This is a genomic window from Martinezella lusitana (genome assembly GCF_014207095.1).
Taxonomy (GTDB): Bacteria; Pseudomonadota; Alphaproteobacteria; order Rhizobiales; family Rhizobiaceae; genus Rhizobium; species Rhizobium lusitanum_B.
Window position 1 is genome coordinate 41,570 of record NZ_JACHBG010000003.1, and the last position, 23,671, is coordinate 65,240.

The window sequence follows — 23,671 nt, forward strand, 5'->3', positions numbered from 1 at the left end:
AAACGATGTATGGCAGAACCGTGAACGTTGTTCAAGAATTATTTTGAACAACGTTCAAAAAAAGTAGATTGGAATGCGCGATGGCTAGAAAAACACAGGAAAAACGTGAGGACCTGAAGCTCCGGCTGATCGAGGCGGCACGCAATCGCATCATATCCGATGGCCTCGCCAATCTGCGGGCACGCGATGTCACCCAGGATGTGGGCTGCTCGCTTGGGGGTCTCTATACAGTCTTTACGGATCTCGACGACCTTGTCATTCACGTCAACTCAGCAACCCTGAAGGTTCTCGAGGCGTCTCTTGCCCTGGCGGAGGCCAAGGATCGCACGCCGACGGACAGGCTGCGCAATCTCGCGCGCGGCTACCTGCATTTCGCGGTCAGTCATCGCAATCTATGGAAATCGCTCTTCGACCATCAGCCGCCGGCCGGTCGCCCGAGCCCGGAATGGCATCTCGAAGAACACATGTTCCTCATGGGCGTGATCGCCGAACCGCTGGCCGAGCTGCAGCCCGATATGTCCGAGACGGCGCGCGCCATTCGCGCAAGAACCCTGTTCGGAGCGGTGCACGGGATCGTCAGCATCAGCCTCGAAGGGCGCTTCGTCGGCCTCCCGATTGAAAGCCTGGAACAGGAACTCGACGATTTCATCGTCACCGTCGCGGCAGGTGCTGCCGCGCGCTAGAGCAATTCCGGGAAAGGTGCGGAGTGACTTTCTTCCGTAATGCGTGAGGAAACAGCAGGTTGGAATAGTCAGGGATTTGACGGCGCATAGCTTCGGATATCGCCGAACGCATAACCGCGCTGCTTCAGTTTCTGGATGAGAGATTGCAGCTTCCCCTGCCCATCGAACTGATCCTGAAACATCTCGTCATGCATGAGCAGGATCATCTTGCCGGGTTGGGCAAAGCGACCATACTGAAACAAATGATCGATCTCGCTCACCAGACGGTCCACCGATTGCACCGGCTTGCCGTCGTCGCTATGCACCCATTCGAAATCCCAGCCATAGAGATAGAAGCCGGCCTCGGCGACGAGTTCGTAGTCCAGCCACTCGCGCTCCCACTGCGCGACATTGATGGAGAGGTCTTCTCTCGACACTGTCGGAAGCCGAAAGACATCCCTGCCAGGCAACCGCGCATGCACGATCGGCGTCAGGCCGAGAACCTGATTAGCATGCAGCATATCGGCGACGACAGCTTTGGTGTTGGCATAGAATCGCCTGTAGCGATTGTTGGCGTGATTGTAACTATGGTTCCCGACCGTCACCAGCGACATCGACTTGGCTTCGGCCAGCAAGTCCTGACCATTGGGGATGGTCTCGACATGCAAGCCGACCATGAACATAGCGGCGGGAACATTCTCCTGGCTCAACACGGAAAGGACGTTTTTCGTGCCCGGCAAGGGGCCGTCATCAAACGTCAGAAAGATCGTCCTATCTGCCGCCGAAGCGCCGACAGCGCATGCAGCAAGCATCGCGCCCGCAAGCGCCGATCCGAACAGCGCATTCCATAGACGATTCATCTGTATAAGCCCGGTGTTCCTCAAATGATTCCCGCAAACTGGCACATCGCCCCGGACAAGAAAAGCGCTTGAAAAAGCAAAGGGCGCTCGACCCATTTCTGGGGAGCGCCCTTGCTTCTTTACCCGGACAGCGAACACCGGCTCGACACAGAAATGTCAGCGCGGCAGGCCATCGATACAGGTGATGTCGGTGAGATAAGCGTGAATCGCCTATTTTGCAAGGGCGATTCACAAAATTTTTGAATGTCTGCACATGAAAAGACCATGTGGCATCCGGCACGCTGCCGGATGATGCCGTGATCCCGTCAGGCGGCCTTCAAAGCCGCATCGCGCGGGATTTCAACATCGATCTCCAGCATCGAGACGTCCTTGTCGCGATCCATCTTCACCTGCACCTTGTCGCGGTCGACCTGCACATGCTTGGCGATGACGGCGAGGATTTCCTCTCTCAGCACGGATACGAGATCCGAACCCACGGAGGCTCGTTCGTGGGCAAGAAGGATCTGCAGACGCTCGCGCGCCATCGGTGCAGATCTATGCTTGCGAAACAGTCCGAAAATGCTCATGCGGCCCTCCTTGCGAAGATCTTGCCGAAGATGCCCCGCTTCTCGCCGGGGATAGTAACCGGCAGTTGCTCGCCGGCGAGACGGCGTGCGGCTTCGAAATAGGCAACCGACGGCGCGCAGCGTGCGTCGGCAAGCGTGACCGGCGAGCCGAGGTTGGAGGCGCGCAGGACGTCCGTGCTTTCCGGAATGATACCGAGCAGCGGAATGGAGAGGATCTCTAGTACGTCATCGACCTTCAGCATGTCGCCACGCTCGGCGCGGCCGGCATCGAAGCGGGTCAGCAGAAGATGCTTTTCCATGCGCTCGCCGCGCTCAGCCTTCAACGTCTTCGAATCGAGCAGGCCGATGATGCGATCGGAATCGCGCACCGAGGAGACTTCCGGATTGGTAACGACGACGGCAACGTCGGCGTGGCGCATCGCAAGCGTTGCGCCGCGCTCGATACCGGCGGGGCTGTCGCAGATGACCCAGTCGAAATAGTTCTTGAGCTCGTTGATGACGCGCTCGACACCCTCGGGGGTGAGATTGTCCTTGTCGCGCGTCTGCGAGGCTGGCAGGAGGAAGAGCGTCTCCAGCCGCTTGTCGCGGATCAGCGCCTGCGGCAGCTTCGCATCGCCGTGAATGACGTTGACGAGGTCGTAAACGACGCGGCGTTCCGCACCCATGACCAGATCGAGATTACGCAGACCGACGTCGAAATCGACAACGACGACTTTCTCATTTCTCTGTGCCAGAGCCGCCCCCAATGCGGCTGTCGAAGTTGTCTTTCCAACTCCGCCCTTGCCCGATGTGACGACGATTACCTTGCCCATCTCGCTCTCCTGTTTTGGCCGGCTTCGGCTCAGATTAGTTTTTCAGCCATGATCGTTTCACCATCCAGCCAGAGCTGGACAGGCTGCCCCCTGAGGCTGGGTGATACGTCTTCTGCCATTTTATAAATTCCGTCGATCGCCAGCAGCTCGGCCTCGAGCTTACGGCAAAAGATTCGCGCCGAGGCATTGCCGATCGAGCCGGCCATGGCGCGGCCGCGCAGGGCGCCATAGATGTGGACCGAGCCGCCGGCGATGACCTCCGCACCGGATGCCACCGAACCGATGACGGTAACATCCCCCTCGGGAAAGATCACCGACTGGCCCGAACGCACAGGCTCACGGATGATCAGTGACTGTGTAACCGGCCGGACTTCCGGAGGCGGCGCCTTCGGCTCGCTGTTACGACGCTCCACCACAGGCTCCGCCTCGGTGACCTCGAAATCGGCTGCCGGACGCCCACCCTTCAACATCGGCGGCATGCCTGGCCCGGCGATCGACGGACGACCGCCCTCGATGCCCATGATGCTGACATTGCGGGCCGAAAGCTCTGCAATCAGCTCCTTGAGCTGCGCCTTGTCGATCGGCAGATCGGTGATGTCGAGCACGACCGGTCGTCCCAGAAAGAAGCCGGCCGAGCGGGCTGCGAGATCATCAAGCCTGACCAGCCACTGATCCAGCGGCAGATCTGGCGAAAGCATGACCGCAAGAAAGGAGCGGCCCTTGATACGGATCGAGCGAGCGTCTGTTAGCACTTTGGTCATCTATGTAAATAAATCGTTGACCTCATGTACCGCCAATATGGTTAACAACTCGTTAACGCGCCTGCGCCAAATCTTAATGGGAAAACGGCAACTTGGCTAAAATGCGTTACCGCTAGTTGCCGAGAGTGTTCCGCAACGTTCTAAAAGGCCCCAACGCAGATGATTGAGATGGCGACGGGGACCTTTGTGTCGTAGACCATTAGCCATGCGCGATATAAAGCCGCCGCCCGTTTCAGATGGTCATCCCGACCGAAACCTCGAATGCCAAGTCGCATTGAGCGATGCCTTTGCCGAGCTGGCCGACAAGGCCATTGCGGTTGGATGGCCTGAGGAAGAAGTGGCAGCCGCCCTTCCTGCTCTTGCGGACAATCGGATGCTGGGTGCGGCACAGATTGCCAAGATCAACGATTTGCTTTCCAGCCTGAAGCGACGCTAGGCGTTTGTTGGGTGCTACTCCAAATCGTTCAGGGTTTCGTCAGCCGTCTATTGTATGGCGCCTACGTGCGAAAGACGCCCCCAATCGAATTTTCGCATGAAGTGCCATGATGGCATTTGAGCTCTGCCTCTTACTCGGGGCAGGGCTTCTTTGTCTCCGCCAGCTCGATCAGTGATTTTCCACGGATGCTTCGAAGGCGTGAGGCCTTCAAGCGTCTACTTTCGCCAGCGCTGGCGGAAACAGGTCTGGCATTTATAGACTCCAATGAAAAAGGCGCCCCTCAAGGAGCGCCTTGTAATTGATCAAAATGCCAAACGATCGCCCCAAGTTAGAGACGAATTTCAGCATCATTCGATGTCGTGTGTAAACCAAAGGGACGCCGACGCGGCCTTTGCTCAAGCTTTGCCAAAATTAGTCAATCCAGACGGTCAATGCCAATACAAAAAAGCTAACAATCGCCATTGCAACAATTAATGGTAGCAAAATCAGTATAAAAATACGCGCAACTTTCGCTACTCTCCTACGCTTTACTAGTTTCGCGTGCACGTCATCGAATATCATTAAATATTTCCCCTCCCAAGGAAACACGGTATTCGCATTTCAAGCTGACGCGGCGCTTAATGAATATCAGTTATACTTCCATTTTTCCCAACTGAATTCTCGTCGCTCACGACGCTTGGCCGGCGCCGGCTTGCGGGAAGATGCTGTTCAACAAATGGGCGAGAATAGAAAAGGCACCCCAAAGGGCGCCAGTGGGTAAGAAAGTTAGGTATCTTGAAGATGCAGACGCTTTCAGCTTTAACGTGATCTGGTCGCCTCAAAGACACCCAAGACCCCTCTTGCATGGCTGCACAGCTTCCTTGATCAAGGTATCCTTCCGAGAGGTTCCATCGCCCCGACATCGACGGGCTTCGTGCCGTCGCAGTTTGCCTCGTACTCTTTTTTTCGCGCGTTCGGTAGACGACGTGCGAAAGCAGCCGGCGACAGCAAACGCATAACGGAGGGCGTGTACGACCGAGCTGCCATAGAGGCCGCGAACCGATTTTCTGAAAAGCGAACGGCCAAGTGTTCTGGTAACGAAACGTAGCAAAATCAATGTTTGGCGAGTAGAAACTCGTCAACGCGAGGCTCCATTCGGGCTTGAATCGCCCCACAAAACGGCGAGGCCCGCAAGCGCCGAAGGCTCGTTGGAACTGGCGTCGTAGACGCATGGAGCGGCAAAAAGCGCAGCCCCTACAAAGAGAAGAATGATCGGTCTCATGGGATCCTCCAACGGCAAGACGCGGCACAGGCTATTCGATGCAGAAAAATTAACGATTCTGCGCGCCGCGCCTTCGGCAAACGGCGCGCACCATCATTTTGGAGATGATTCTCAGGCGAGCTTCAGTTCGACATTGATGTTGCCGCGAGTCGCCTTCGAATAAGGGCAAGTCTGGTGAGCTTCTTCGACCAGCGTGCGTGCGAGTTCAGGCTCGATGCCGGGCATGCTGATGGTGAGGCGTGCCTGAAGGAAATAGGCGCCTTCCGTGGTGCCTAGATCGACTTCGGCGTCGACGGCAAGGTCAGCCGGAAGCTTGATCTTTCGCTTACCGGCGGCAAGGCCCATGGCACCGATGAAGCATGCCGACCAGCCGGCAGCGAAGAGCTGTTCGGGATTGGTGCCGGCATGTGCACTGCCCGGAGGCGAAAGCTTGACTTCGAGCTGGCCGTCATCGCTGCGGGCCGAACCGTCGCGGCCGCCGATGGTGTGGGTTCTGCCGGTATAAAGAACCTTGTCGATCTTAGTCATGGAACACTCCTTTGTTGCGTCGCCCGGCTTATGTTGTCGAGAGGGGCAACGTCCGTTGACGGAGTTGTTTTTGATGGATCGACGTATCCGACATGTTTCCGGAATCCCCGGAAGTGTTACAAAACGTAGGCTCCAACAAGCCGGATACAAATGCTTACAAATCGCCCGAAAATCTTTTGAAGAGGCCGATCAGGAAATCACGATTTCGGCGGCAAGGCCGCCGCCGTCGCGATTATAAAGCCTGACGGAGCCGCCGAGCGTCAGCGCCAGCTGCTGGGCAATCGCCAGCCCGAGCCCTGTGCCGCCCGTATTGCGGTTACGCGACTGTTCGAGCCGGAAGAAAGGTTGCATGGCCGCCTCTATTTGATCTTGCGGAATACCCGGCCCGCGATCCAGCACAGTTACGGCAACCTGGCCTGCCTCTCGGCGCTCCACGGCGATTTCGGCTGTGCCTGCAAACTTGATGGCATTGTCGATGAAGTTGGTGAGGATACGGCGAAGCGCATGCGGCTTCGTCGCAACCGTTCCCTGAATCAAGCCCAGAATCTCGACGGATTTCCCCGTGTCCTGATAGTCGTAGCAGATGCTCTCGATGAAGGAGGCAAGATCGATGCGCGAGCTCTTCTCGCCGTTGCTGTGCGCGCTGCGCGCATAGGCGATCCCATCCTGCACCAGACGCTCGATCTCACCCAAGTCCTGAAGCAGCTTGGTCTTTTCAGGAGAATCGTCGGCAATGTCGGCGCGCAAGCGCATGCGGGTGATCGGCGTTTGCAGATCATGGGAAATGGCGGCGAGAATCTGCACGCGCTCTTCGAGATAATGGGCGATCCGGTCACGCATGGCGTTGAAGGCCTTGGCGGCATGCGCCACCTCGCTCGGCCCGCCATCACCAAGCGGTGGCCCCTTCTTGTTGGGATCGAGCGCGTCGGCCGCGGCGGCAAAATCGGCAAGCGGGCGGATCACCAGCCGGACCGCAAACCAGGTGCACAGGACGATCACCAGCATCTGCACGACGAAGACATAAGGCAACCAGTCGGCAATGGGCATGATGCCCTTCGGCATGATGTCGATCGTCAACGGGCTGCCATCGCTCAAATTCAGATGCGCCTGCAGGTGTGGGACCGGGCCGGGTATCGCTTCCACATGGATGGGGAAACGATGGCCGACTGCATCCTCGATCTTGGCGGCGATCTCGGCACTGCGGGCAGACGTGTCAGGCACGCCTGGCAGACCCGTTCCCAATTCGAAGTTGTAGTTGCCGCGACTGAGCCATTCGATGAAGTTTGTCCTGTCGCCGGCTGGCAGGCGGTCGAGGACGGCGATCGAGGTCGCAACGTCGCTCTCCAGCGTGCCGAGCATGACCGCCTTTGCTGACATATAGCGCTCCAGATACAGGACGCTGAAGGAAAGCCCGTAAGCTATGGCAAGTCCGAGCAAAAGGACGAAAAAGATGCGCGAACGCAAGGTGCGGGGCCACAACAGGCTCCGATGCAATAGGGTCGTTGCGCTCATGGGCGCAGCTCTGCAATTTCGACCGGGACGGAGAATACATATCCCTCGCTGCGAACCGTCTTGATATAGGTCGGCTCGCGCGCATCGTCGCCCAAGCGCTGGCGAACGCGGCTGACAAGCAGGTCGATCGAGCGATCGAAGAGATCCGCGTCACGGCCCTGGGTGAGGTTCAGCAATTGATCGCGATTGAGCACCCGCTGCGGGTGGTCGATGAAGACACGGAGCAGGCGGTATTCGGCTCCACTCAGCGCAATTTCCGTTCCATCCTTGTCGAGCAGGTGACGGCCGACCGTGTCGAGCCGCCAATCGCCGAAGACCAGCAACTGGCCTGCTTCGCTGATCTGCAGGTTGGGTGGTAGCATGCGGGTTCGCCGGAGCACCGCCTTGATGCGGGCAAGCAACTCGCGAGCGGCAAAAGGTTTGGCCAGATAATCATCCGCGCCCATTTCCAGGCCGAGAATGCGGTCCATTTCATCGTCGCGCGCCGTCAGCATCAAGACCGGTGTCGCCTTGTGCTTTCCGGCACGAAGCTCGCGACACAGCACGAGGCCGTCGTCACCGGGCATCATAACGTCCAGTACGATCAGATCGACCGAATTGGCCTCGAGAAAACTGCGCATCTGTCGGCCATCGGCAGCCGTCGTCGTCCTCAAACCGTTCTTTTTGAGATAGCTCGACACCAGCTCGCGGATTTCCCGATCATCATCCACGATCAGGATATGGTCGACATGCTCCATCTTGATTTCCCATTCAGCATCGTAAGCAAGAGCCTACGAATATTCATTCACATATCGCGACAACGGCCTAAGGGCGCCAGCTCGTGCCGGCGCCTTCTCGCACACTACCGCCGAACTAGAAACGATCAACATCTATCACAGCCTGTGCAAAGGCTTGCGGCGCTTCCTGGGGAAGATTGTGCCCGATGCCGCCGGTGACGGTACGATGCTCGTACTTGCCCGAGAACTTGCCACGATAGGCCGAGGGCTCGGGGTGAGGCGCGCCGTTGGCATCGCCTTCCATGGTGATCGTCGGGATCGAAATCACCGGTCCCATAGCGAGTCTCTTCTCTAGCGTATCGAACTTCGTCTCACCTTCGACGAGGCCCAGGCGCCAGCGGTAGTTGTGAATGACGATATCGACATGATCGGGATTGTCGAAGGCCGCAGCCGAACGATCGAAGGTAGCGTCGTCGAAAGCCCATTGCGGCGAGGCGGTGTGCCAGATCAGCTTTGCGAAATCGTGCCGATTTTCCTGGTAGCCGAGGCGACCACGCTCGGTGGCAAAGTAGAACTGGTACCACCAGGCAAGCTCGGCCTTCGGCGGCAGCGGCTTGCGATTGATCTCCTGGCTGCCGATGAGATAGCCGCTGACCGAGACCAGTGCCTTGCAACGCTCCGGCCAAAGGGCTGCCATGATGTCGGCCGTGCGGCCGCCCCAGTCGTAGCCTGCAATGACGGCCTTTTCGATCTTCAGCGCATCGAGAAGCGCGATCATGTCGGCAGCAAGCGCTGCCTGCTGACCGTTGCGCGGTGTATCCTTCGAAAGGAAACGGGTGGTCCCGTAGCCGCGAAGATAGGGGATGATGACGCGGTAGCCGGCACCAGCCAAAAGCGGAGCGACATCGACGAAGCTGTAGATATCATAGGGCCAGCCGTGCAGCAGCAGCACGACCGGGCCATTGGCCGGACCGGCTTCAGCGTAACCGACATTGAGCACACCCGCATCGATCTGCTTCAGGGCGTCGAAGGACGTGTGGCTGACAGCCTTGACGGTGGGCAAGGCTGACGCGACGGGCTTTGCCTCTTCGGCGCCGGCAAGCGCTGGCAGACCGAATTCGGCGGCTGCGACGGCAACGGCGGCAATCCCGAAGAAGCGGCGGCGGGTATGGTTGATTTCCTCAGACATCTGTCTCTCCTGTCAATTGGATCGTGAGCTTAAGAAAGCCGGTCGCATGTATCGCCGATGTGTCGCTGGCGATGGCCTTTTGAATGCCTTTGTAGCTTCGGGGCGCGCCGATACAGTCTGATACAATCCGCTCCACCTGACGGGACAGCGGCGCGAACGGCTGGTTTTGCCGCGAAATCGCGCTGGCATCGCTCACTTTGTATCCCATTGTATCGCGCCCCAAGACATCGACGTTTCGGTACATACTTCCCTCCCGCCAGACACATTCGAGATACGTCGCCGACGGCAGATAGCGTCACTGCTGTGCACGGCACATCGCCGTCGCCAGCCGGTCAATCGCTTCTAAAGGAACAAGACGATGACGCTTCTCATCATTGCCTATCTTGGCGGTGCGCTGACGATCCTCAGTCCGTGCATCCTGCCCATTCTCCCCTTCGTCTTTGCGCGCGCCGGACAGCCTTTCGTCCGGAGCACGCTGCCCATGCTTGCGGGCATGGCGCTTACCTTTGCTGTTGTCGCGACCCTTGCTGCAGTCGGCGGCGCCTGGGCGATCCGCGCCAATGAATATGGTCGCCTCGCGGCGATCGTCTTGCTCGGGCTCTTCGGCCTGAGCCTGATTTCGCCTCGCATAGCGACCGTACTTTCGCGGCCGGTTGTCGATCTCGGTAATAACCTCCTGAGCGCTGCCGGCGCTCAGCGCAACGCTGCAAGCGTCAGAAGCTCCTTCGTGCTCGGCATTGCGACCGGCCTGCTCTGGGCGCCCTGTGCCGGTCCGATCCTGGGTCTCGTGCTGACCGGTGCCGCCTTGAAGGGTGCCAATCTACAGACGACATTCCTGCTGCTCGCCTATGGCGCCGGTGCTGCAACCTCGCTTGCTGTCGCCTTGTTTGCCGGCGGCAAGATCTTTGCCCGCATGAAACAATCCCTCGGCGTCAGCGAACGCATCCGTCAGCTCGCTGGAGCGGCCGTCCTGGCAGGCGTTGCAGCTATCGCGCTTGGCCTCGACACCGGCCTGCTCGCCCGCCTCTCCTACGCAAGCACCGGCTCCTTCGAACAGGCCTTGCTGGAGAAACTGCACCGCAAGGCTTCAGGCACTGGAACCGAGGTTGCGAGCAACGGTGCTATAAAGATCGCCAGCGATGCGGCCCGCCCATTCCATAGCGATCTTCCGGTCGAAGGCCCCGCTCCGTCGCTCGACGGCGCCGTGACCTGGCTGAACTCTCCGCCGCTGACGTCAACAGAGCTTCGCGGCAAGGTCGTACTCGTCGACTTCTGGACTTATTCCTGCATCAACTGCATCCGCACCATCCCTTACGTTCGTGCCTGGGCGGAAAAATATAAGGATCAGGGCCTCGTCGTGATCGGCGTCCATGCTCCGGAATTCGCCTTCGAAAAGAATGTCGATAACGTCAAGAAGGCGATCGCCGATTTCCAAATCGGCTACCCGGTGGCGATCGACAACAACTATACGATCTGGCGCGCCTTCGAGAACAACTACTGGCCTGCCCACTACCTGATCGATGCCAAGGGCCAGGTCCGCTACCAGCACTTCGGCGAAGGCAATTATCGCCAGACCGAACAGGCAATCCAGGACCTCCTGCGTGAAGCAGGCAGCGATATGGCCCAAAGTGGGGCCGTCGTTCCGGATGCAAAGGGCGCGGAAGCAAGCCCCGACCTCGGTCATATCCGCTCCGGCGAGACCTATGTCGGCTACAGCCAAGCGACCGGCTTCGTCTCTCCGGAAAGAGTTAGGGCGGATGCCGCCGCCGACTATTCGGTCGCCAATCCCGGCCTCAACCAATGGGGTTTGGCGGGCAGCTGGACTGTCGGCGCGGAGCAGGCATCGCTTAACAAGGCAGGCGGCGGCATCAGCTATCGCTTCAGCGCCCGCGACCTGCATCTCGTCCTCGGCCCCTCGGCAGACGGAAAACCGATCCGCTTCCAGGTGACCGTAGATGGAAAAGCACCCGGTGCCGACCACGGCTCCGATATCGACGCCGCCGGAAATGGAACAGTGACTGCGACAAAGCTCTACCAGCTTGTCCGCCAGTCCGGCGATGTCACTGCCCGCAACTTCGAGATCCGCTTCCTCGACCCCGGGGTTCAGGCCTACGCCTTCACCTTCGGCTGAAATGTCCCCTTCACCTCAAACATGAACCTCTAAACACAGGAGTCCCATCATGAAGTCCCGTTTTCTTTCCATCGCAGCCCTCGGCCTTGTCGCAAGCACCATGGCATTTGCGGCGCAGGCAGCCGAGGTCAAGAATATCGTCATCGTCCACGGTGCTCTTGCCGATGGCTCCGGATGGCGCAAGACCGCCGATATCCTGGAGAAGGACGGCTTCAACGTCACGGTGGTACAGGAGCCGATCAGCTCGCTTGCCGACGATGTCGCTGCCACCAAACGCGTGCTTGATCTTCAGACGGGGCCGAGCCTGCTCGTCGGCCACAGCTATGGCGGCATGGTCATTACCGAAGCGGGCAGTCGCCCGGATGTCGCAGGCCTCGTTTATGTCGCGGCGTTCCAGCCGGACAGGGGGGAAAGCCTGATCAGTCTCGCAAGCTCGAAGCCGGCGGGCAGCATGAACATCCGCGAAACCAAGGATGGACAGTATCTCTACCTGGATCCCGCAACATTCGCCGCCGACTTTGCCGCTGACTTGCCGAAGGACGAAGCCGCTTTCCTGGCGAAATCGCAGGTCTTCGCATCGAAGGCCGCCTTCACCGCCAAGATCGAGAACCCTGCGTGGAAAACCAAGAAGAGCTGGGCCGTCGTTGCCAGTGACGATCGCTCCATCAATCCCGAACTCGAGCGTAGCATGGCAAAACGTGCCGGCAGCGATGTCACCGAAATCAAGGGAAGCCACGCCGTCTTTGCATCGCAGCCGGAAAAAGTCGCTGCCGTGATCGAGAAGGCGGCCAAGGACGCCGGCAGGTAGCAATAGGCCGGCGGCGGCCCCTTCCGGGGCCGTCGCTTGCTGCTTATGCGGGATCGTATCGGCTGACTTCGATGCCGGAGCCAACAGGCAGCAGAACGGATGTAATACCCGGCTTGGTACGAACGGCCTCGCCATAGCGTTTCACGTCTTCGTTTGCCGGCATGTACATGTTGTCGGCAACGATGATCGCGCCGGGATTGAGCTTTGGGTAGAAGGCCTCAAGGCAGGGGATGTAGAGATCCTTCCACAGGTCGAGGAGAACGAAGTCGACACCCGATGGCAGTGCCTTGATCATCTCGACGGCATCGCCGATCCTGAAATCGATATACTCCGTGAGCCCGGCCTTCCCAGCCATTTCCCTGGCGAACTCGGCCTTGTAAGCGTGCAGCTCCATAGAGAGGAGCCGTCCGCCGCTGGCACGCGCCGCCTCTGCGAGCCAGATGCCGGAATAGCCGAAGGACGTCCCGAGCTCGAGAATGGTTGGCGCTTTCAGGCTCTTCGCCAAGATATTGATGAATCGGCCGGTCTCGGGGCCAACAGCCCTTAACCGGCGATCCTGCCCACCATCGCGACCGCCGGGCGGCATTTCCCTCGACTTGCTCTGCTCTTCACGGATGAGCTGATGATAGGCCTCAAGAACGGCTTCGATCTCCTGATCCATAACAAACTCCTCATCGCATTATTCGCTCGCCTGCGCACGATTGACCAGGCCGCACTTTGATCGGTCATCTCGATATAGTCCGCAATATATAGCGTTGAGCCTGTCTGAAATTTAATCTCTCAATCGGGAGCTACGATGTGCTGCCTGTTCACGGATAAGTTCGATCAAGGCACGGAGCCTGGCGGGCATCTGACGCCGCTGCGCGAAGTAGAGGCTAAGCCCCGGATAGGGCGGGCTCCAATCCTCCAATACGGGAATCAAGCGGCCCGCTGCAATGTGATCAGCCATGGAGGGTTCGCCAATATAGGCAAGCCCAGCCCCTTCCAGAACGGCCGTCAGCATCAGGTCGGACGCGTCGAGCGTCAGGCTTCCCGGCGCATCGATCAGCATTGTCTGCGCATGCCGTTCGAACTCCCAGCGGTAGAGCTTGCCGCTTGCCATGCGAGCGCGAATGCAGCGGTGCTGCAAAAGGTCGCCGGGAGTAAGCGGCTTTGGCCGATTGCTGAAATAGCCGGGCGATCCGACAACGAGCGAGCGGACCGTCGGGACAATCGGTATCGCCACCATATCCGTCGGGACAGCTTCGGCGAGTCGCACACCCGCATCGAAGCCCTTGCCGATCACGTCGACCAGAGCGTTGTCGGTGACAATCTCGATCTCCACATTGGGAAAGCGCCGCCCGTATTCGAGGATAAGCGGCACCAAAAGCATACGCGCGGCGCCGGGTGCTATGTTCAGTCGCAGCGTGCCAGAAACCGAGCCGGACGACAGGCCGGCATTCTCGATGGCTCTGTCGATCGAGGCGAGCGCGGGGGCTATCTCCGCGACAAAACGCTCGCCGGCATCCGATAGCGTCACACTGCGCGTCGTTCTATTGAAAATCCTGACAGATAGACGCTCCTCCAGCGTCGCAACGGCATGGCTGAGCGCCGACGATGACACGCCGAGTTCACGAGCAGCGACCCGAAAGCCGCCATGGCGCGCGACAGCCGCAATTGCCTCAAGCTCGGCTAGGCTTGCCTTCATTGCGCTATTTTCCTTATCAACCTGTCCATCTTTGTCCTACTACAGCGATCAAATAGCGCAACTTATCTTTATCGGGAAGATGAAGGAGACGCGCATGCGTAAGATAGACACCATCTACATCAACGGTCGCTTCGTTCAGCCCCATGGCACGGAAGTCGCCCCCCTTTTCAACCCTACCACTGAAGAACAGATCGGCACGGTGCGCCTTGGAAACGAGCGGGACGTCGACGATGCCGTCAGCGCCGCCAAGGCTGCGTTCGCGGGCCTGGCGCAAAGCTCAAAGACGGATCGCGTTGCGATGCTGCACAGCTTGCATGAGGCCGTTTCGGCCCGAGCAGCCGACCTTACGGATGCCATGCGCGAGGAATACGGTGCTCCGGCCTCTTTCATCAGTTTTTCAGTGCCCCATGCGGCAACGGCCTTTCTGCATATGGCTGAGACACTCAAGGGCTATGAATTCCGACGCCGCATCGGCCACGCTGACGTGGAAATGAGACCCGCCGGCATCGCCGCCGCCATTACGCCCTGGAACAGCAATTACGGCTTCATCTGCAGCAAGCTGGCGACAGCGATTGCCGCCGGCACGACCATGGTCATCAAACCCTCGGAAATGAGCGCGATCCAGACCCAGGTGATGACCGAATGCCTGCACGCCGCAGGCCTGCCGGATGGCGTGTTCAACATCGTCAACGGCTATGGCCATGTCGCCGGCGCTGCACTTAGCGCTCATCGCGACATCGCAAAGATCAGCTTCACGGGTTCGACGGCGACCGGACGTGCCATCTTCCAGGCCGCATCGATGACCATGAAGCGGGTCACGCTCGAGCTTGGCGGCAAGAGCCCGACTATCATTCTGGATGATGCCGATCTTGATCTCGTTATCCCGCAGGTCCTGGCGGCGGGTTTTGCCAATAGCGGCCAGGCCTGCATTGCCGGCACCCGCATTCTCGCCCCCGAGAGCCGTCTCGACGAAATCCAACAACGACTGGCTAGTGCCGTCTCGGCGCTCAAGGTGGGCGACGCCAAAGACCCGGTGGTCAGCATCGGCCCAATGGTCAGCCAGAAGCAGTGGGATCGCGTTCAGTCTTATATTCACCTCGGCCAGGAGGAAGGCGCACGGCTGATCGTTGGTGGGGAAGGGCGTCCTGAAGGGCTCGATCGCGGCTGGTTCGTTCGCCCGACGGTCTTTTCCCGCGTCAACAACGATATGCGGATTGCGCGCGAAGAGATCTTCGGCCCCGTGCTTTGCGTCATCCCCTATCGCGATGAGGACCACGCCGTCGAAATCGCAAACGACACGGTCTACGGACTGCAGGCCTATGTTTTCTCCGCCGATGTCGACAGGGCGAAGCGGGTGGCTGAGCAGATCGAAGCGGGTCGCGTCGTCATCAACGGTGCACCACACGAGCCACTGGCGCCCTTCGGTGGCTTCAAGCAATCCGGCATGGGTCGCGAATTCGGCGAATACGGTCTGGAATCGTTTCTGGAGCCCCGCGCCGTGTTAAGCTAACGGCAACTGCCCGGAGAGCTTTGATGGCTCTCCGGAATATCCTACCGGTGCCTACCCCATGTAATGGATGAGGAAACTCGACGGTCATTCCGGCCGATCATACTGGTTCGGAACAAAGCACAGCGGACTATGACGACATTCAGGTTCCCGTTAGAATCATGCTCTACCTTTAGAACAATTCCAATCTAAGGAGAGCCGATGCCAGCCAGATCCGCCTATTCCGTTCCGCAACGCATACTTCACTGGCTTATGGCCATACTGATCTTCTTCAATCTCTTGTTTCCCGATGGCATGAATGCGTGGCGGCGTCTTATTCGCCATGGACAGACGCCCACGTCGGCCGACATCGCCAGTGCCAACATCCACGCCTATGCGGGGATCGCCATCCTGCTGCTGGCCGTCGTGCGTCTTGGCTTGAGATTGGTGTCCGATGTCCCAACGCCGCCGGACGATCAGCCGGCGCTTCTGCATTACATCGCTAGCGTAACGCACTTCCTGCTCTACGCACTGATCTTCGCAATGCCCCTATCGGGAATAGCCGCCTACTATTTCGGCATCGATACGGCTGCCTTCGTTCATGGCGGCCCAATCAAATCCCTGCTCTGGGCCGTCGTGGTCCTGCATATATTCGGTGCGCTCGTGCAGCACTTCTACTTCAGGTCGGACGTGCTGCGACGCATGACGATCGGCTAGACCGTCTTTGAAATTGGCGGCTAAGCCAATTGGCCGCCAAAGTGCTTTTCGAACGAGAAGAGAGCGGTCGGCAGCGCGCTGCCGCCCTGAAGAGCCAGATCCGCGAGGATTTCGCCAACGACACTGGTGAACTTGAACCCATGACCGGAGCAAGCCGAGGAAACCACCACATTCGGCTGCCCAGGTAGCGAATCGATCAGAAAATCCTCGCTCGGCAGCATGGTGTAGCGGCAAGTCGTCGCCCGGACGCGATAGGAAGCGGCGTCCGGCAGGCGCGTATGGGCGAAGCTGTCGAGCAGATCGGTATCGGCCTCGTTGACCGGTGGGTTGGGAGCCTTCGGATCGATCGGCTCCCGGAAATGGGCGTGGCGGCCAATCTTGACTCCATCGACGCCGATGGCCGGAAAGCCGAAATAGGAACCTTCAGCGCCTTCATCGCGCAGGAAGCAGGGCATGCGCTGAGGCTCAGCGACAAAGCCGTCCTTAGGCTGGTACCAGGCAACCACCTGACGGATCGGCTGCGCATGTGCCTTCAACTGCGGCACAAGCTCGGCAATCCATGCGCCAGTCGCGACAATCACCTTGCGCGCCCGATATCGACCGGTCGTCGAAACGACCGTGACGCCTGCATCATCCGGCTCGATGGCAACGACGCGTTCACCGAAATGCAGGACAGCGCCGTCTTCGGCCGCAAGCTTCAGATAGCCCATGATCGCCGCTTCCGGACGCACATAGCCACCCTGCGGGTCGAGCAGTCCGATCTCACCCTCTTCAAGCGCGAATGCCGGAAAGCGTCGCGTCATCGCATCCCTGTCCAGGATCTCATGCGGCAATCCATGCATATCGCAGGAGGCGCGCGTGCCGCTGACGATCTTGCTGTCGGGCGCGCCGATCTGCAGAACCCCGGTAACGGTCAAAATCTCGGCCCGCAGCCGTGCCTCGAGCGAGCGCCAGTTTTGATAGGCGCGCTGCAGCAGAGGGACATAGGACGGATCTTCGAAGTAGCCGAGGCGGATCAGGCGGCTATCGCCATGCGAGGAGCTCAGCGCATGCGCCGGAAAATGCGCTTCCATGCCGATCGCCTTTGCGCCGCGGGCGGCGGCGAAAGACAAAGCAGCACTTCCCATCGCACCAAGGCCGATGACGGCAACGTCGAACTCCACGGACATGTCAGGCTCCAGTTTCACTTTCAGCTGGCGGCGCAGTTTGCGCGAGCAGGTCCCGCAGGTTCTCCATGTCTGTGTTCAACGGACGGTCGTCACCGTACAGGGGAACGCGCGACCGAACCGCAGCATAGAGGCGGTCGGTTCCCGGCGCCCTTGTCGCCTTCGAAGCCAGGAAATCATGTGCCTGCGCAGCTGCCATCAGTTCGATCGCCAGAATATATTCGGCATTGTCGAGAATCGTGAGCAGCTTGCTGGCGGCGGCAGTCGGATGCGCGAGAAAATCCTCCTGCAGCCCTGATGTGAGACCGCCGTCGAGCGAGGCGGGAGCGGCGAGACGACGGTTGTCGTTGCTGAGCGCCGCGGCCGTATATTGCGCGATCATGAAGCCGGAATGGCTGCCGGCATCGCTTGCAAGGAATGGCGGCAAGCCACTGACCAACGGATTGACCAGTCGATCCATCCGCCGCTCGCTCATGGCGGCAATCTGAGCGATGGCAACCGCCAGACTATCGGCAGCCTGACCGAGCGCAGGTGCGACAGCGTGAGCCTCCGAGGAAACGACAGGCTGTTCCGGTGTGCCCGAAACCGCCGGATTGTCCGTGACGGAGGCCAATTCCTGATCGACAATACGCGCGGTCTGCTCGAAGACATCCCAGGCGGCGCCATGGGCGTGCGGTACAGATCTCAGGCTCAGAGCGTCCTGCGTTCGCCGGCCAAGAGCTGCGGCGACAAGGCCGCTGCCCCGCAAGCGATTGCGTAGTCTTTGACCAACCTTGGCAAGTCCCGCCGAAGGGCGAAGGGCAAGCACGGCCTCATCGAAGGCGGCCATTTGACAACCGGCCGCTTCCAGCGTCAGCGCGGCGATGGCATCGGCCCAATCCAGCAAATGCTCGGCGCGCGAGACTGCGAGTGCCGACAATCCCGTGGCGCAAGCCGTACCGTTGACGAGGCTCAGCCCTTCCTTGGCACCAAGCACCAGGGGGCTCAAACCGATCGCCGCAAGCGCATCGGCGCCGCTCATGGACTTGCCCTTAACGGCAGCCCTGCCCTCGCCGATCAGGACGAGTGCGGTATGAGCATTGTGGGTGAGATAGCCCGCGGAGCCCTTGGACGGAACTTCCGGGATGCAATCACGCTCAAGAAATGCTGCAAGATGGCTTATGATTTCGGGCCGTACGCCGGAATGACCATGGGCAAAATTGCCGATCTGCGCGGCAATGATGGCCCGGACTTCCCGAGCCGACAGCAGGGGGCCGACGCCGCAGGCATGGCTCATGATGATATTGCGCGAGAGGCGGCTTTGCGAAGGGCGGTCGACGACCGTGTCGGACAGCGCGCCGACACCGGTATTGACACCATAGGCGCGGACGCCGGTCTCGACAATGCGCTCGACAATGCGACTTGCCTCGCCGACACGTTTCCACGCCGCTTCGGACAGGGCCAGCGGTTCGCCGATGCTGACGCGCGCGACGTCCCGCCAGGACAGTGGCTTGTCGATGGTGACCGTCATTGACCGTTTCCGAAATGGCCGATGAACTGGCGGAAGGCAGGCGATGCCCCGCCGCCGAACATCTCGTCGGGCGTGCCCGTGCTTTCGACGAGGCCTTCCTTCATGAAGACGACGCGGTTGGAGACATTGCGGGCAAAGCTCATTTCGTGGGTCACGACGAGCATCGTCATGCCTTCTTCGGCCAGGGCGCGCATGACGCGCAGGACTTCGCCAACGAGCTCCGGATCGAGCGCCGATGTCGGCTCGTCGAACAGCATGACCTTGGGCTTCATGGCAAGAGCACGGGCGATTGCCGCGCGCTGCTGCTGGCCACCGGACAAGTGCGCCGGATAGGCATGGCGCTTGTCGGCAATACCGACTTTTTCCAAAAGCGCTTCGGCCTCGGCGATGCACTCTGCACGCGAACGCTTCAGGACATGGATCGGTCCCTCGATAACGTTCTGCAGGATGGTCATATGAGACCAGAGATTGAAGCTCTGGAACACCATGCCGAGTTCGGAACGGATGTGATCCACCTGCTTGTGGCTGGCCGGGTAGCTCTTGCCGTTCTTGTGGATCATGCGGATCTGCTCGCCATCCACCCAGATCTCGCCGTCGGTGGCGATTTCAAGCAGGTTGATGCAGCGAAGGAAGGTCGACTTGCCGGAACCCGAGGCACCGAGCAAGGAGATGACGTCGCCATCCTGGGCATCGAGCGATATGCCGCGCAAGACCTCATGATTGCCGAAGCTTTTGCGGATGTTGCGAACTGAAAGTCGGGTGACACCTGGCATGATTTGCCTGCTCCAATGACGTCTTTAGGCCTTCACCGCCGGCGGAACGGCGCGGCGATGGCGGGACAGCGAATATTCCAGCAGAGCCATAGCCTGCAGAATGATGAAATTCAGCACGAGATAGATGATCGCGGCGCAGAGGAAGACCTCCATCGTCCGATAGGTATGCGAGATGAGACGCTGAGCAACGCCTGTCACTTCCCAAACGGTGACGAGGCTGGCAAGCGCCGTCGATTTCATCATCAGGACGATCTCGGTCGAATAGGCCGGCAGCGCATGCCGAAAGGCGATCGGCGCAATGATGCGGCGGACGAGCAGCAAGCGCGACATGCCGATGGAGCGCGCCGCCTCGATCTCCTTCGGCGAAACGGCACGAATGCCGCCGCGGAAGATCTCGGCCGTATAGCCTGCCGTGCAAAGCGCCAGCGACAGGATCGCGCAGACCACAGGCTCTCGCAGGAAGGGCCAGAGGAACGAATAGCGGATGACGGAAAACTGCGCCAAGCCGTAAAAGATGAGGAACATCTGGATCAATAGCGGGGAGCCGCGAAAGACAAAGATGTAGCCCTTGGCGAAGCCCGACAGGATCGGATTGCCGCTCACACGCAGGGCGACGATAACCAGCGCCAGCAGGCCACCCGTCACGATCGACAGGGAGAAAAGCAACAACGTCATCGGCACAGCTTGAAGCAGCGTGATCATCGTGCTCGAGAGGAAGTCGAAATCCATGCCGTCCTCCTCAGGCCTGGCCGATGGTCGCAGCGGGCATACTGCGATTGGCGCGCCGTTCAGCATTGTTGAACACCCGATCCGACAGGCTCGTCAGGATCAGATAGAGAATGCCGCCCACAATGAAGAACAGGAAATATTGGCGGGTCGAGCCTGCTGCGACCTGGCTGGTGCGCATCAATTCCGCAAGGCCGGTGACCGAGATCAAGGCGGAATCCTTGAGGCTGAGCTGCCAGACATTGCCGAGACCGGGAATAGCGTAGCGGATGACTTGCGGAATGATGATGCGGCGAAGGCGCAGGCTGCCATGCATGCCAATCGCCGATGCTGCTTCCAGCTCACCCTTGGCAATGGCAAGATAGGCGCCGCGAAAAACTTCGGCTTGATAGGCCCCGGAGATAATGCCGACGGCAAGCGCGCCGGCAGCAAAGGACGGCAAGCCGAGAAAGCCGTCGTAACCCAACCACTTACCGACTGACGTGACCGCCGAGGAACCGCCGAAATAGATGAGGTAGATGATCAGAAGCTCCGGCACGCCGCGAAAGACGGTTGTGTAGACATTGCCGAGCGTCTTCAAGATGAGGCTGCCGGAGAGCTTGGCCGAGGCGACGATCGCGCCCAGGACCGCTCCGATCAATAGCGCCGTCGCGGTGACGGCGAGCGTCATCAAGGCTGCGACGAGCAGCAGCGCGCCCCACCCGTTCGAGCCGAAGCCCAGCAGTTGCAAGGTTGCCATAGCGTCCATTCCCCGTCCGTGGCAGTTTCAAGCGTCAGGATATCAAAGGGTCTCCGGCGGCAACGCCGGAGACCGATGGCAGCGACCCGGAGGTCGCGCTATCAATTCGGGCTGACGTCGACCTTGAACCACTTCATCGACAGGGTCTTGATGGTGCCGTCGGCAAGGGCGGACTTGATCGCTTCGTTGAGCTTGTCGCGCAGGTCCGTATCGGCCTGGCGGATACCGAGACCTTCGCCCTCACCCCAGATGGAGCCGGCGATTTCCGGGCCGGTGAAGGCAAGCGTGTCGTTGGCGCTGGCAAAAGCATTCATGAAGTAAACGGCATCGTCGAAGCCGAGATCGATACGGCCGTTCTGCAGATCGAGGTCGCGATCGGCACCGGTCTTGTATTCGCGGATCGTGGCGATCGAGCCGAAATTGTCATAGACGAACTTGGCATAAACGGTGGCGGCCTGGATACCGATCGTCTTGCCCTTGAAGGCTTCCTTGAGCGCATCGACTTCCTTGACGCCGGTCTGGCCGGGGGTCATCTTGATCGTGCTGCCGGTGCCTGCGGCCTTGGCAAGCGGGCTATCTTTTGCGGTCGCGAAAGCAGCAGGTGTCGCGGCGTAGGGAACGGTGAAGCCGATGACCTGCTTGCGCTCATCGGTGATCGACAGCGCATCCATGATAACGTCAAACTTACCGGCGTTCAGAGCCGGGATCATGCCGTCCCAATCGGAAGCGACAAGCTTGCAATCGATCTTCGCGCGCTCGCAAAGAACCTTGGCGAGTTCCGGCTCGAAGCCGCCGAGCGTGCCGTCGGCATTCGTCATGTTCCAAGGCGCATAGGCGCCTTCCAGGGTAATCGTCGCGGTCTTCCAGTCCTTGGCGACAGCCGGAGCCGCAAAAGCGGCGGCAGCCATGACGCCTGACAAGAGAATTGCACTGAATTTCATCGTGTTGAGCTCCTCTGAGGTTGAAACAGGCCTTGCAGCACTTCCTACCGATCTTCGCCGGCTTGCCCGCTTTTCCCAATTTATTTTTAGGATTGATTGCGAGGTTGTATAGGGTACCATATGAGATAATTTATGATATGCAAGTGGGAAAGTTGTTTTCGAGGCAGATATCAGTCCGCGCAAAGGAAATAGTCAATGAAGCGCTCAGGCGAGATGAAACGCGAACTGGCGGAAAACGACGCAGCACCTCTTTATGCCGGAGTGAAGCAGATGATACTCGACCGCATCCATAGCGGCGAGTGGCCCCCCAAGCATCGCGTCCCCTCTGAAAATGAACTCGTGACCGAACTCGGCGTCAGCAAGATGACGGCCAATCGCGCACTTCGCGAACTCGCCAGCGAGGGAGAGCTGGTCCGCATCCAGGGCGTCGGCTCCTTCGTTGCCGAACGCAAGGGCGCATCGGCCCTGTTCGAAGTGCGCAACATTGCCGAAGAAATCGCAGAACGCGGCCATTCTCACCAGGCAACGGTGGTGGTTCTCGCCAGAGAGGCCGCATCGCCCGATGTTGCGGATGCACTGGAACTGCCAATTGGATCATTCGTCTTTCATTCACTGATCGTCCACAGCGAGAACGGCGTGCCGGTGCAGATCGAGGATCGCCACGTGCATCCTGAAGCCGCGCCAGACTACCTGCAGCAGGACTTCACAGGCATGACGCCGAACGCTTATCTTTCGAATGTCGCGCCCCTCAGCGGTTCCGAACACGTGGTCGAGGCGGTCATGCCCCAGGCCTGGGAATGTAAATTGCTGACAATCCTGAAGACCGAGCCGTGCCTGACGATCCGTCGGCGCACATGGTCGGCGCGCGGCGTCGTCTCACTGGCCCGCCTCGTCTATCCAGGGCATCGCTACCGCCTGGAAAGCCAAAGCGGCAAACCTTCGGATCGCTAGTTGTATATGGAAGATAAGGCCATTCTTGCCGCACAGGATTGCAGTGGGACCGCCAAGCTCTGACGTCCAGCACCGGAACGCGCCGGAATCGGCAAGATTCGCCTGCTGCGCTTTTAGGCCTTTGATTTAGCAGACATCGCCGTTGCAAAAGCGCTGAACGTCTTGCACGCTACGCTTTGGGATCAAAATGCCTGCAACAGGCACTCCATGAACAGCGCCCCCAAAAGCAAGCCTGATACCGTCGCCAGCACCTTCAGGATTGCGCGTTCGATCCGCAGGCATTTCTCTGGCAGGACCAACGCCATCATCTCGCTTGCCGCCGCTACGGAAATGCACACGAGAGCAATAATGCGGCGATCCTCGGGGTAGGCCATCACGAACAGGAACCCCATGAGTGCAAAAGGGACCACGCTGTCGATGTTCGCCACCGCCATGAATGGATACTTCGCCCTGACAGGGACGACGGTGGTGAGCACGACCAGACCGAGCACGGTCCAAGCAAGGGCGTGAACGAGCAGAGTAAGTTCCATACGAAATCATAACAACAAGATGAGAGTTTTCAAGTTGCACTCAGGCGGACACGCCGCCGCCAGCAGGGCCCAGTCGATCGATCGGAGCAATGGCGGACGAAGACCCCAATAATGGCTCCCTCCAGCGCGTTCCAAATCCACGAAAAGGCCGCGTTGCGATTGACAAAGGCTCGTTCTGTTGAGTGTATCGACATATCGAACGA

26 protein-coding genes are annotated in these 23,671 nt (G+C 59.4%); 7 read left to right on the forward strand and 19 right to left on the reverse strand.

What is annotated here, in order from left to right:
- Positions 1–80: 80 nt before the first annotated feature.
- Positions 81–683: a TetR/AcrR family transcriptional regulator gene (locus tag GGD46_RS08320; protein WP_184703280.1), complete on the forward strand. Its 603-nt coding sequence runs from the start codon at positions 81–83 to the stop codon at positions 681–683.
- Positions 684–751: 68 nt separating this feature from the next.
- On the opposite strand, the gene GGD46_RS08325 is transcribed toward GGD46_RS08320, so the two are convergent.
- From GGD46_RS08325 to minC, 4 genes are all read right to left on the reverse strand, one after another.
- Complete coding sequence (locus tag GGD46_RS08325) at positions 752–1,522, reverse strand: polysaccharide deacetylase family protein (protein WP_184703281.1); 771 nt, start codon at positions 1,520–1,522, stop codon at positions 752–754.
- A 305-nt stretch (positions 1,523–1,827) separates the two neighbouring features.
- Positions 1,828–2,088 (reverse strand): cell division topological specificity factor MinE, encoded by a 261-nt coding sequence (minE, locus tag GGD46_RS08330; RefSeq protein WP_184703282.1) that lies wholly within the window; start codon positions 2,086–2,088, stop codon positions 1,828–1,830.
- The gene (gene minD / locus GGD46_RS08335) at positions 2,085–2,900 is read right to left on the reverse strand and encodes a septum site-determining protein MinD (protein ID WP_184703283.1); all 816 of its coding nucleotides are present in this window, start codon (positions 2,898–2,900) and stop codon (positions 2,085–2,087) included. Before minD ends, minE begins: the two co-directional genes overlap by 4 nt.
- A 29-nt stretch (positions 2,901–2,929) precedes the next feature.
- Positions 2,930–3,661, reverse strand: a complete 732-nt coding sequence (minC, locus tag GGD46_RS08340) for a septum site-determining protein MinC (RefSeq protein ID WP_184703284.1) — start codon at positions 3,659–3,661, stop codon at positions 2,930–2,932.
- A 205-nt stretch (positions 3,662–3,866) separates the two neighbouring features.
- Here minC and GGD46_RS08345 point away from each other — a divergent pair, with 205 nt between their 5' ends.
- Positions 3,867–4,097, forward strand: a complete 231-nt coding sequence (locus GGD46_RS08345; RefSeq protein WP_184703285.1) for a hypothetical protein — start codon at positions 3,867–3,869, stop codon at positions 4,095–4,097.
- A gap of 1,117 nt (positions 4,098–5,214) precedes the next feature.
- On the opposite strand, the gene GGD46_RS08350 is transcribed toward GGD46_RS08345, so the two are convergent.
- The 6 genes from GGD46_RS08350 to GGD46_RS08375 form a co-directional block, all read right to left on the reverse strand.
- Complete coding sequence (locus tag GGD46_RS08350) at positions 5,215–5,358, reverse strand: hypothetical protein (protein ID WP_184703286.1); 144 nt, start codon at positions 5,356–5,358, stop codon at positions 5,215–5,217.
- Positions 5,359–5,469: 111 nt separating this feature from the next.
- Positions 5,470–5,886, reverse strand: coding sequence for an organic hydroperoxide resistance protein (locus GGD46_RS08355; protein WP_184703287.1), 417 nt, complete (start codon positions 5,884–5,886; stop codon positions 5,470–5,472).
- 189 nt (positions 5,887–6,075) lie between these two features.
- Positions 6,076–7,398 carry a HAMP domain-containing sensor histidine kinase gene (locus GGD46_RS08360; protein WP_184703288.1) on the reverse strand — a complete coding sequence of 441 codons (1,323 nt, stop codon included), beginning with the start codon at positions 7,396–7,398 and terminating at the stop codon, positions 6,076–6,078.
- Positions 7,395–8,135 carry a response regulator gene (locus GGD46_RS08365; RefSeq protein ID WP_184703289.1) on the reverse strand — a complete coding sequence of 247 codons (741 nt, stop codon included), beginning with the start codon at positions 8,133–8,135 and terminating at the stop codon, positions 7,395–7,397. Before GGD46_RS08365 ends, GGD46_RS08360 begins: the two co-directional genes overlap by 4 nt.
- 115 nt (positions 8,136–8,250) lie before the next feature.
- Entirely contained in the window at positions 8,251–9,303 is a 1,053-nt protein-coding gene (locus GGD46_RS08370; RefSeq protein ID WP_184703290.1) for an alpha/beta fold hydrolase, read from the reverse strand.
- The gene (locus tag GGD46_RS08375; protein ID WP_184703291.1) at positions 9,296–9,547 is read right to left on the reverse strand and encodes a hypothetical protein; all 252 of its coding nucleotides are present in this window, start codon (positions 9,545–9,547) and stop codon (positions 9,296–9,298) included. The genes GGD46_RS08370 and GGD46_RS08375 overlap by 8 nt, the downstream gene beginning before the upstream one ends.
- A 114-nt stretch (positions 9,548–9,661) precedes the next feature.
- On the opposite strand from GGD46_RS08375, the gene GGD46_RS08380 reads away from it, so the two are divergent.
- Complete coding sequence (locus GGD46_RS08380; protein ID WP_184703292.1) at positions 9,662–11,434, forward strand: cytochrome c biogenesis protein DipZ; 1,773 nt, start codon at positions 9,662–9,664, stop codon at positions 11,432–11,434.
- A gap of 49 nt (positions 11,435–11,483) precedes the next feature.
- Positions 11,484–12,242: an alpha/beta fold hydrolase gene (locus GGD46_RS08385; RefSeq protein WP_184703293.1), complete on the forward strand. Its 759-nt coding sequence runs from the start codon at positions 11,484–11,486 to the stop codon at positions 12,240–12,242.
- Positions 12,243–12,285: 43 nt separating this feature from the next.
- On the opposite strand, the gene GGD46_RS08390 is transcribed toward GGD46_RS08385, so the two are convergent.
- On the reverse strand, positions 12,286–12,903 hold the full coding sequence (locus GGD46_RS08390) for an O-methyltransferase (protein ID WP_184703294.1): 618 nt from the start codon (positions 12,901–12,903) through the stop codon (positions 12,286–12,288).
- Positions 12,904–13,014: 111 nt separating this feature from the next.
- Positions 13,015–13,929, reverse strand: a complete 915-nt coding sequence (locus tag GGD46_RS08395) for a LysR family transcriptional regulator (protein WP_184703295.1) — start codon at positions 13,927–13,929, stop codon at positions 13,015–13,017.
- 94 nt (positions 13,930–14,023) lie between these two features.
- Between GGD46_RS08395 and GGD46_RS08400 the strand changes: the two genes are divergently transcribed.
- Entirely contained in the window at positions 14,024–15,439 is a 1,416-nt protein-coding gene (locus GGD46_RS08400; RefSeq protein ID WP_184703296.1) for an aldehyde dehydrogenase family protein, read from the forward strand.
- Positions 15,440–15,637: 198 nt separating this feature from the next.
- Positions 15,638–16,132, forward strand: a complete 495-nt coding sequence (locus tag GGD46_RS08405; protein WP_184703297.1) for a cytochrome b — start codon at positions 15,638–15,640, stop codon at positions 16,130–16,132.
- 20 nt (positions 16,133–16,152) lie between these two features.
- On the opposite strand, the gene solA is transcribed toward GGD46_RS08405, so the two are convergent.
- The 6 genes from solA to GGD46_RS08435 all read right to left on the reverse strand — a co-directional run bounded on the left by solA (position 16,153) and on the right by GGD46_RS08435 (position 21,987).
- Entirely contained in the window at positions 16,153–17,301 is a 1,149-nt protein-coding gene (solA, locus tag GGD46_RS08410) for an N-methyl-L-tryptophan oxidase (RefSeq protein ID WP_184703298.1), read from the reverse strand.
- A 1-nt stretch (position 17,302) separates the two neighbouring features.
- Positions 17,303–18,808 carry a histidine ammonia-lyase gene (hutH, locus tag GGD46_RS08415; protein WP_184703299.1) on the reverse strand — a complete coding sequence of 502 codons (1,506 nt, stop codon included), beginning with the start codon at positions 18,806–18,808 and terminating at the stop codon, positions 17,303–17,305.
- Positions 18,805–19,581, reverse strand: coding sequence for an ABC transporter ATP-binding protein (locus GGD46_RS08420; RefSeq protein WP_184703300.1), 777 nt, complete (start codon positions 19,579–19,581; stop codon positions 18,805–18,807). Before GGD46_RS08420 ends, hutH begins: the two co-directional genes overlap by 4 nt.
- A gap of 24 nt (positions 19,582–19,605) precedes the next feature.
- On the reverse strand, positions 19,606–20,310 hold the full coding sequence (locus GGD46_RS08425; RefSeq protein WP_184703301.1) for an ABC transporter permease: 705 nt from the start codon (positions 20,308–20,310) through the stop codon (positions 19,606–19,608).
- A gap of 10 nt (positions 20,311–20,320) precedes the next feature.
- Positions 20,321–21,046: an ABC transporter permease gene (locus tag GGD46_RS08430; protein ID WP_184703302.1), complete on the reverse strand. Its 726-nt coding sequence runs from the start codon at positions 21,044–21,046 to the stop codon at positions 20,321–20,323.
- A gap of 101 nt (positions 21,047–21,147) precedes the next feature.
- The gene (locus GGD46_RS08435) at positions 21,148–21,987 is read right to left on the reverse strand and encodes a transporter substrate-binding domain-containing protein (RefSeq protein ID WP_184703303.1); all 840 of its coding nucleotides are present in this window, start codon (positions 21,985–21,987) and stop codon (positions 21,148–21,150) included.
- Between the two features lie 195 nt (positions 21,988–22,182).
- Between GGD46_RS08435 and hutC the strand changes: the two genes are divergently transcribed.
- Positions 22,183–22,938 carry a histidine utilization repressor gene (gene hutC, locus GGD46_RS08440; protein WP_184703304.1) on the forward strand — a complete coding sequence of 252 codons (756 nt, stop codon included), beginning with the start codon at positions 22,183–22,185 and terminating at the stop codon, positions 22,936–22,938.
- 182 nt (positions 22,939–23,120) lie between these two features.
- Here the strand turns inward: hutC and GGD46_RS08445 are convergent, their stop codons facing one another.
- Complete coding sequence (locus GGD46_RS08445) at positions 23,121–23,468, reverse strand: hypothetical protein (RefSeq protein ID WP_184703305.1); 348 nt, start codon at positions 23,466–23,468, stop codon at positions 23,121–23,123.
- Positions 23,469–23,671 lie beyond the last annotated feature (203 nt).

Excerpts from the sequence above, each read along its gene's own strand:
- GGD46_RS08320 (WP_184703280.1), top strand. The coding sequence starts at position 81 with ATGGCTAGAAAAACACAGGAAAAACGTGAGGACCTGAAGCTCCGGCTG.
- GGD46_RS08325 (WP_184703281.1), bottom strand. The coding sequence starts at position 1,522 with ATGAATCGTCTATGGAATGCGCTGTTCGGATCGGCGCTTGCGGGCGCG.
- minE (WP_184703282.1), bottom strand. The coding sequence starts at position 2,088 with ATGAGCATTTTCGGACTGTTTCGCAAGCATAGATCTGCACCGATGGCG.
- minD (WP_184703283.1), bottom strand. The coding sequence starts at position 2,900 with ATGGGCAAGGTAATCGTCGTCACATCGGGCAAGGGCGGAGTTGGAAAG.
- minC (WP_184703284.1), bottom strand. The coding sequence starts at position 3,661 with ATGACCAAAGTGCTAACAGACGCTCGCTCGATCCGTATCAAGGGCCGC.
- GGD46_RS08345 (WP_184703285.1), top strand. The coding sequence starts at position 3,867 with ATGCGCGATATAAAGCCGCCGCCCGTTTCAGATGGTCATCCCGACCGA.
- GGD46_RS08350 (WP_184703286.1), bottom strand. The coding sequence starts at position 5,358 with ATGAGACCGATCATTCTTCTCTTTGTAGGGGCTGCGCTTTTTGCCGCT.
- GGD46_RS08355 (WP_184703287.1), bottom strand. The coding sequence starts at position 5,886 with ATGACTAAGATCGACAAGGTTCTTTATACCGGCAGAACCCACACCATC.
- GGD46_RS08360 (WP_184703288.1), bottom strand. The coding sequence starts at position 7,398 with ATGAGCGCAACGACCCTATTGCATCGGAGCCTGTTGTGGCCCCGCACC.
- GGD46_RS08365 (WP_184703289.1), bottom strand. The coding sequence starts at position 8,135 with ATGGAGCATGTCGACCATATCCTGATCGTGGATGATGATCGGGAAATC.
- GGD46_RS08370 (WP_184703290.1), bottom strand. The coding sequence starts at position 9,303 with ATGTCTGAGGAAATCAACCATACCCGCCGCCGCTTCTTCGGGATTGCC.
- GGD46_RS08375 (WP_184703291.1), bottom strand. The coding sequence starts at position 9,547 with ATGTACCGAAACGTCGATGTCTTGGGGCGCGATACAATGGGATACAAA.
- GGD46_RS08380 (WP_184703292.1), top strand. The coding sequence starts at position 9,662 with ATGACGCTTCTCATCATTGCCTATCTTGGCGGTGCGCTGACGATCCTC.
- GGD46_RS08385 (WP_184703293.1), top strand. The coding sequence starts at position 11,484 with ATGAAGTCCCGTTTTCTTTCCATCGCAGCCCTCGGCCTTGTCGCAAGC.
- GGD46_RS08390 (WP_184703294.1), bottom strand. The coding sequence starts at position 12,903 with ATGGATCAGGAGATCGAAGCCGTTCTTGAGGCCTATCATCAGCTCATC.
- GGD46_RS08395 (WP_184703295.1), bottom strand. The coding sequence starts at position 13,929 with ATGAAGGCAAGCCTAGCCGAGCTTGAGGCAATTGCGGCTGTCGCGCGC.
- GGD46_RS08400 (WP_184703296.1), top strand. The coding sequence starts at position 14,024 with ATGCGTAAGATAGACACCATCTACATCAACGGTCGCTTCGTTCAGCCC.
- GGD46_RS08405 (WP_184703297.1), top strand. The coding sequence starts at position 15,638 with ATGCCAGCCAGATCCGCCTATTCCGTTCCGCAACGCATACTTCACTGG.
- solA (WP_184703298.1), bottom strand. The coding sequence starts at position 17,301 with ATGTCCGTGGAGTTCGACGTTGCCGTCATCGGCCTTGGTGCGATGGGA.
- hutH (WP_184703299.1), bottom strand. The coding sequence starts at position 18,808 with ATGACGGTCACCATCGACAAGCCACTGTCCTGGCGGGACGTCGCGCGC.
- GGD46_RS08420 (WP_184703300.1), bottom strand. The coding sequence starts at position 19,581 with ATGCCAGGTGTCACCCGACTTTCAGTTCGCAACATCCGCAAAAGCTTC.
- GGD46_RS08425 (WP_184703301.1), bottom strand. The coding sequence starts at position 20,310 with ATGGATTTCGACTTCCTCTCGAGCACGATGATCACGCTGCTTCAAGCT.
- GGD46_RS08430 (WP_184703302.1), bottom strand. The coding sequence starts at position 21,046 with ATGGCAACCTTGCAACTGCTGGGCTTCGGCTCGAACGGGTGGGGCGCG.
- GGD46_RS08435 (WP_184703303.1), bottom strand. The coding sequence starts at position 21,987 with ATGAAATTCAGTGCAATTCTCTTGTCAGGCGTCATGGCTGCCGCCGCT.
- hutC (WP_184703304.1), top strand. The coding sequence starts at position 22,183 with ATGAAGCGCTCAGGCGAGATGAAACGCGAACTGGCGGAAAACGACGCA.
- GGD46_RS08445 (WP_184703305.1), bottom strand. The coding sequence starts at position 23,468 with ATGGAACTTACTCTGCTCGTTCACGCCCTTGCTTGGACCGTGCTCGGT.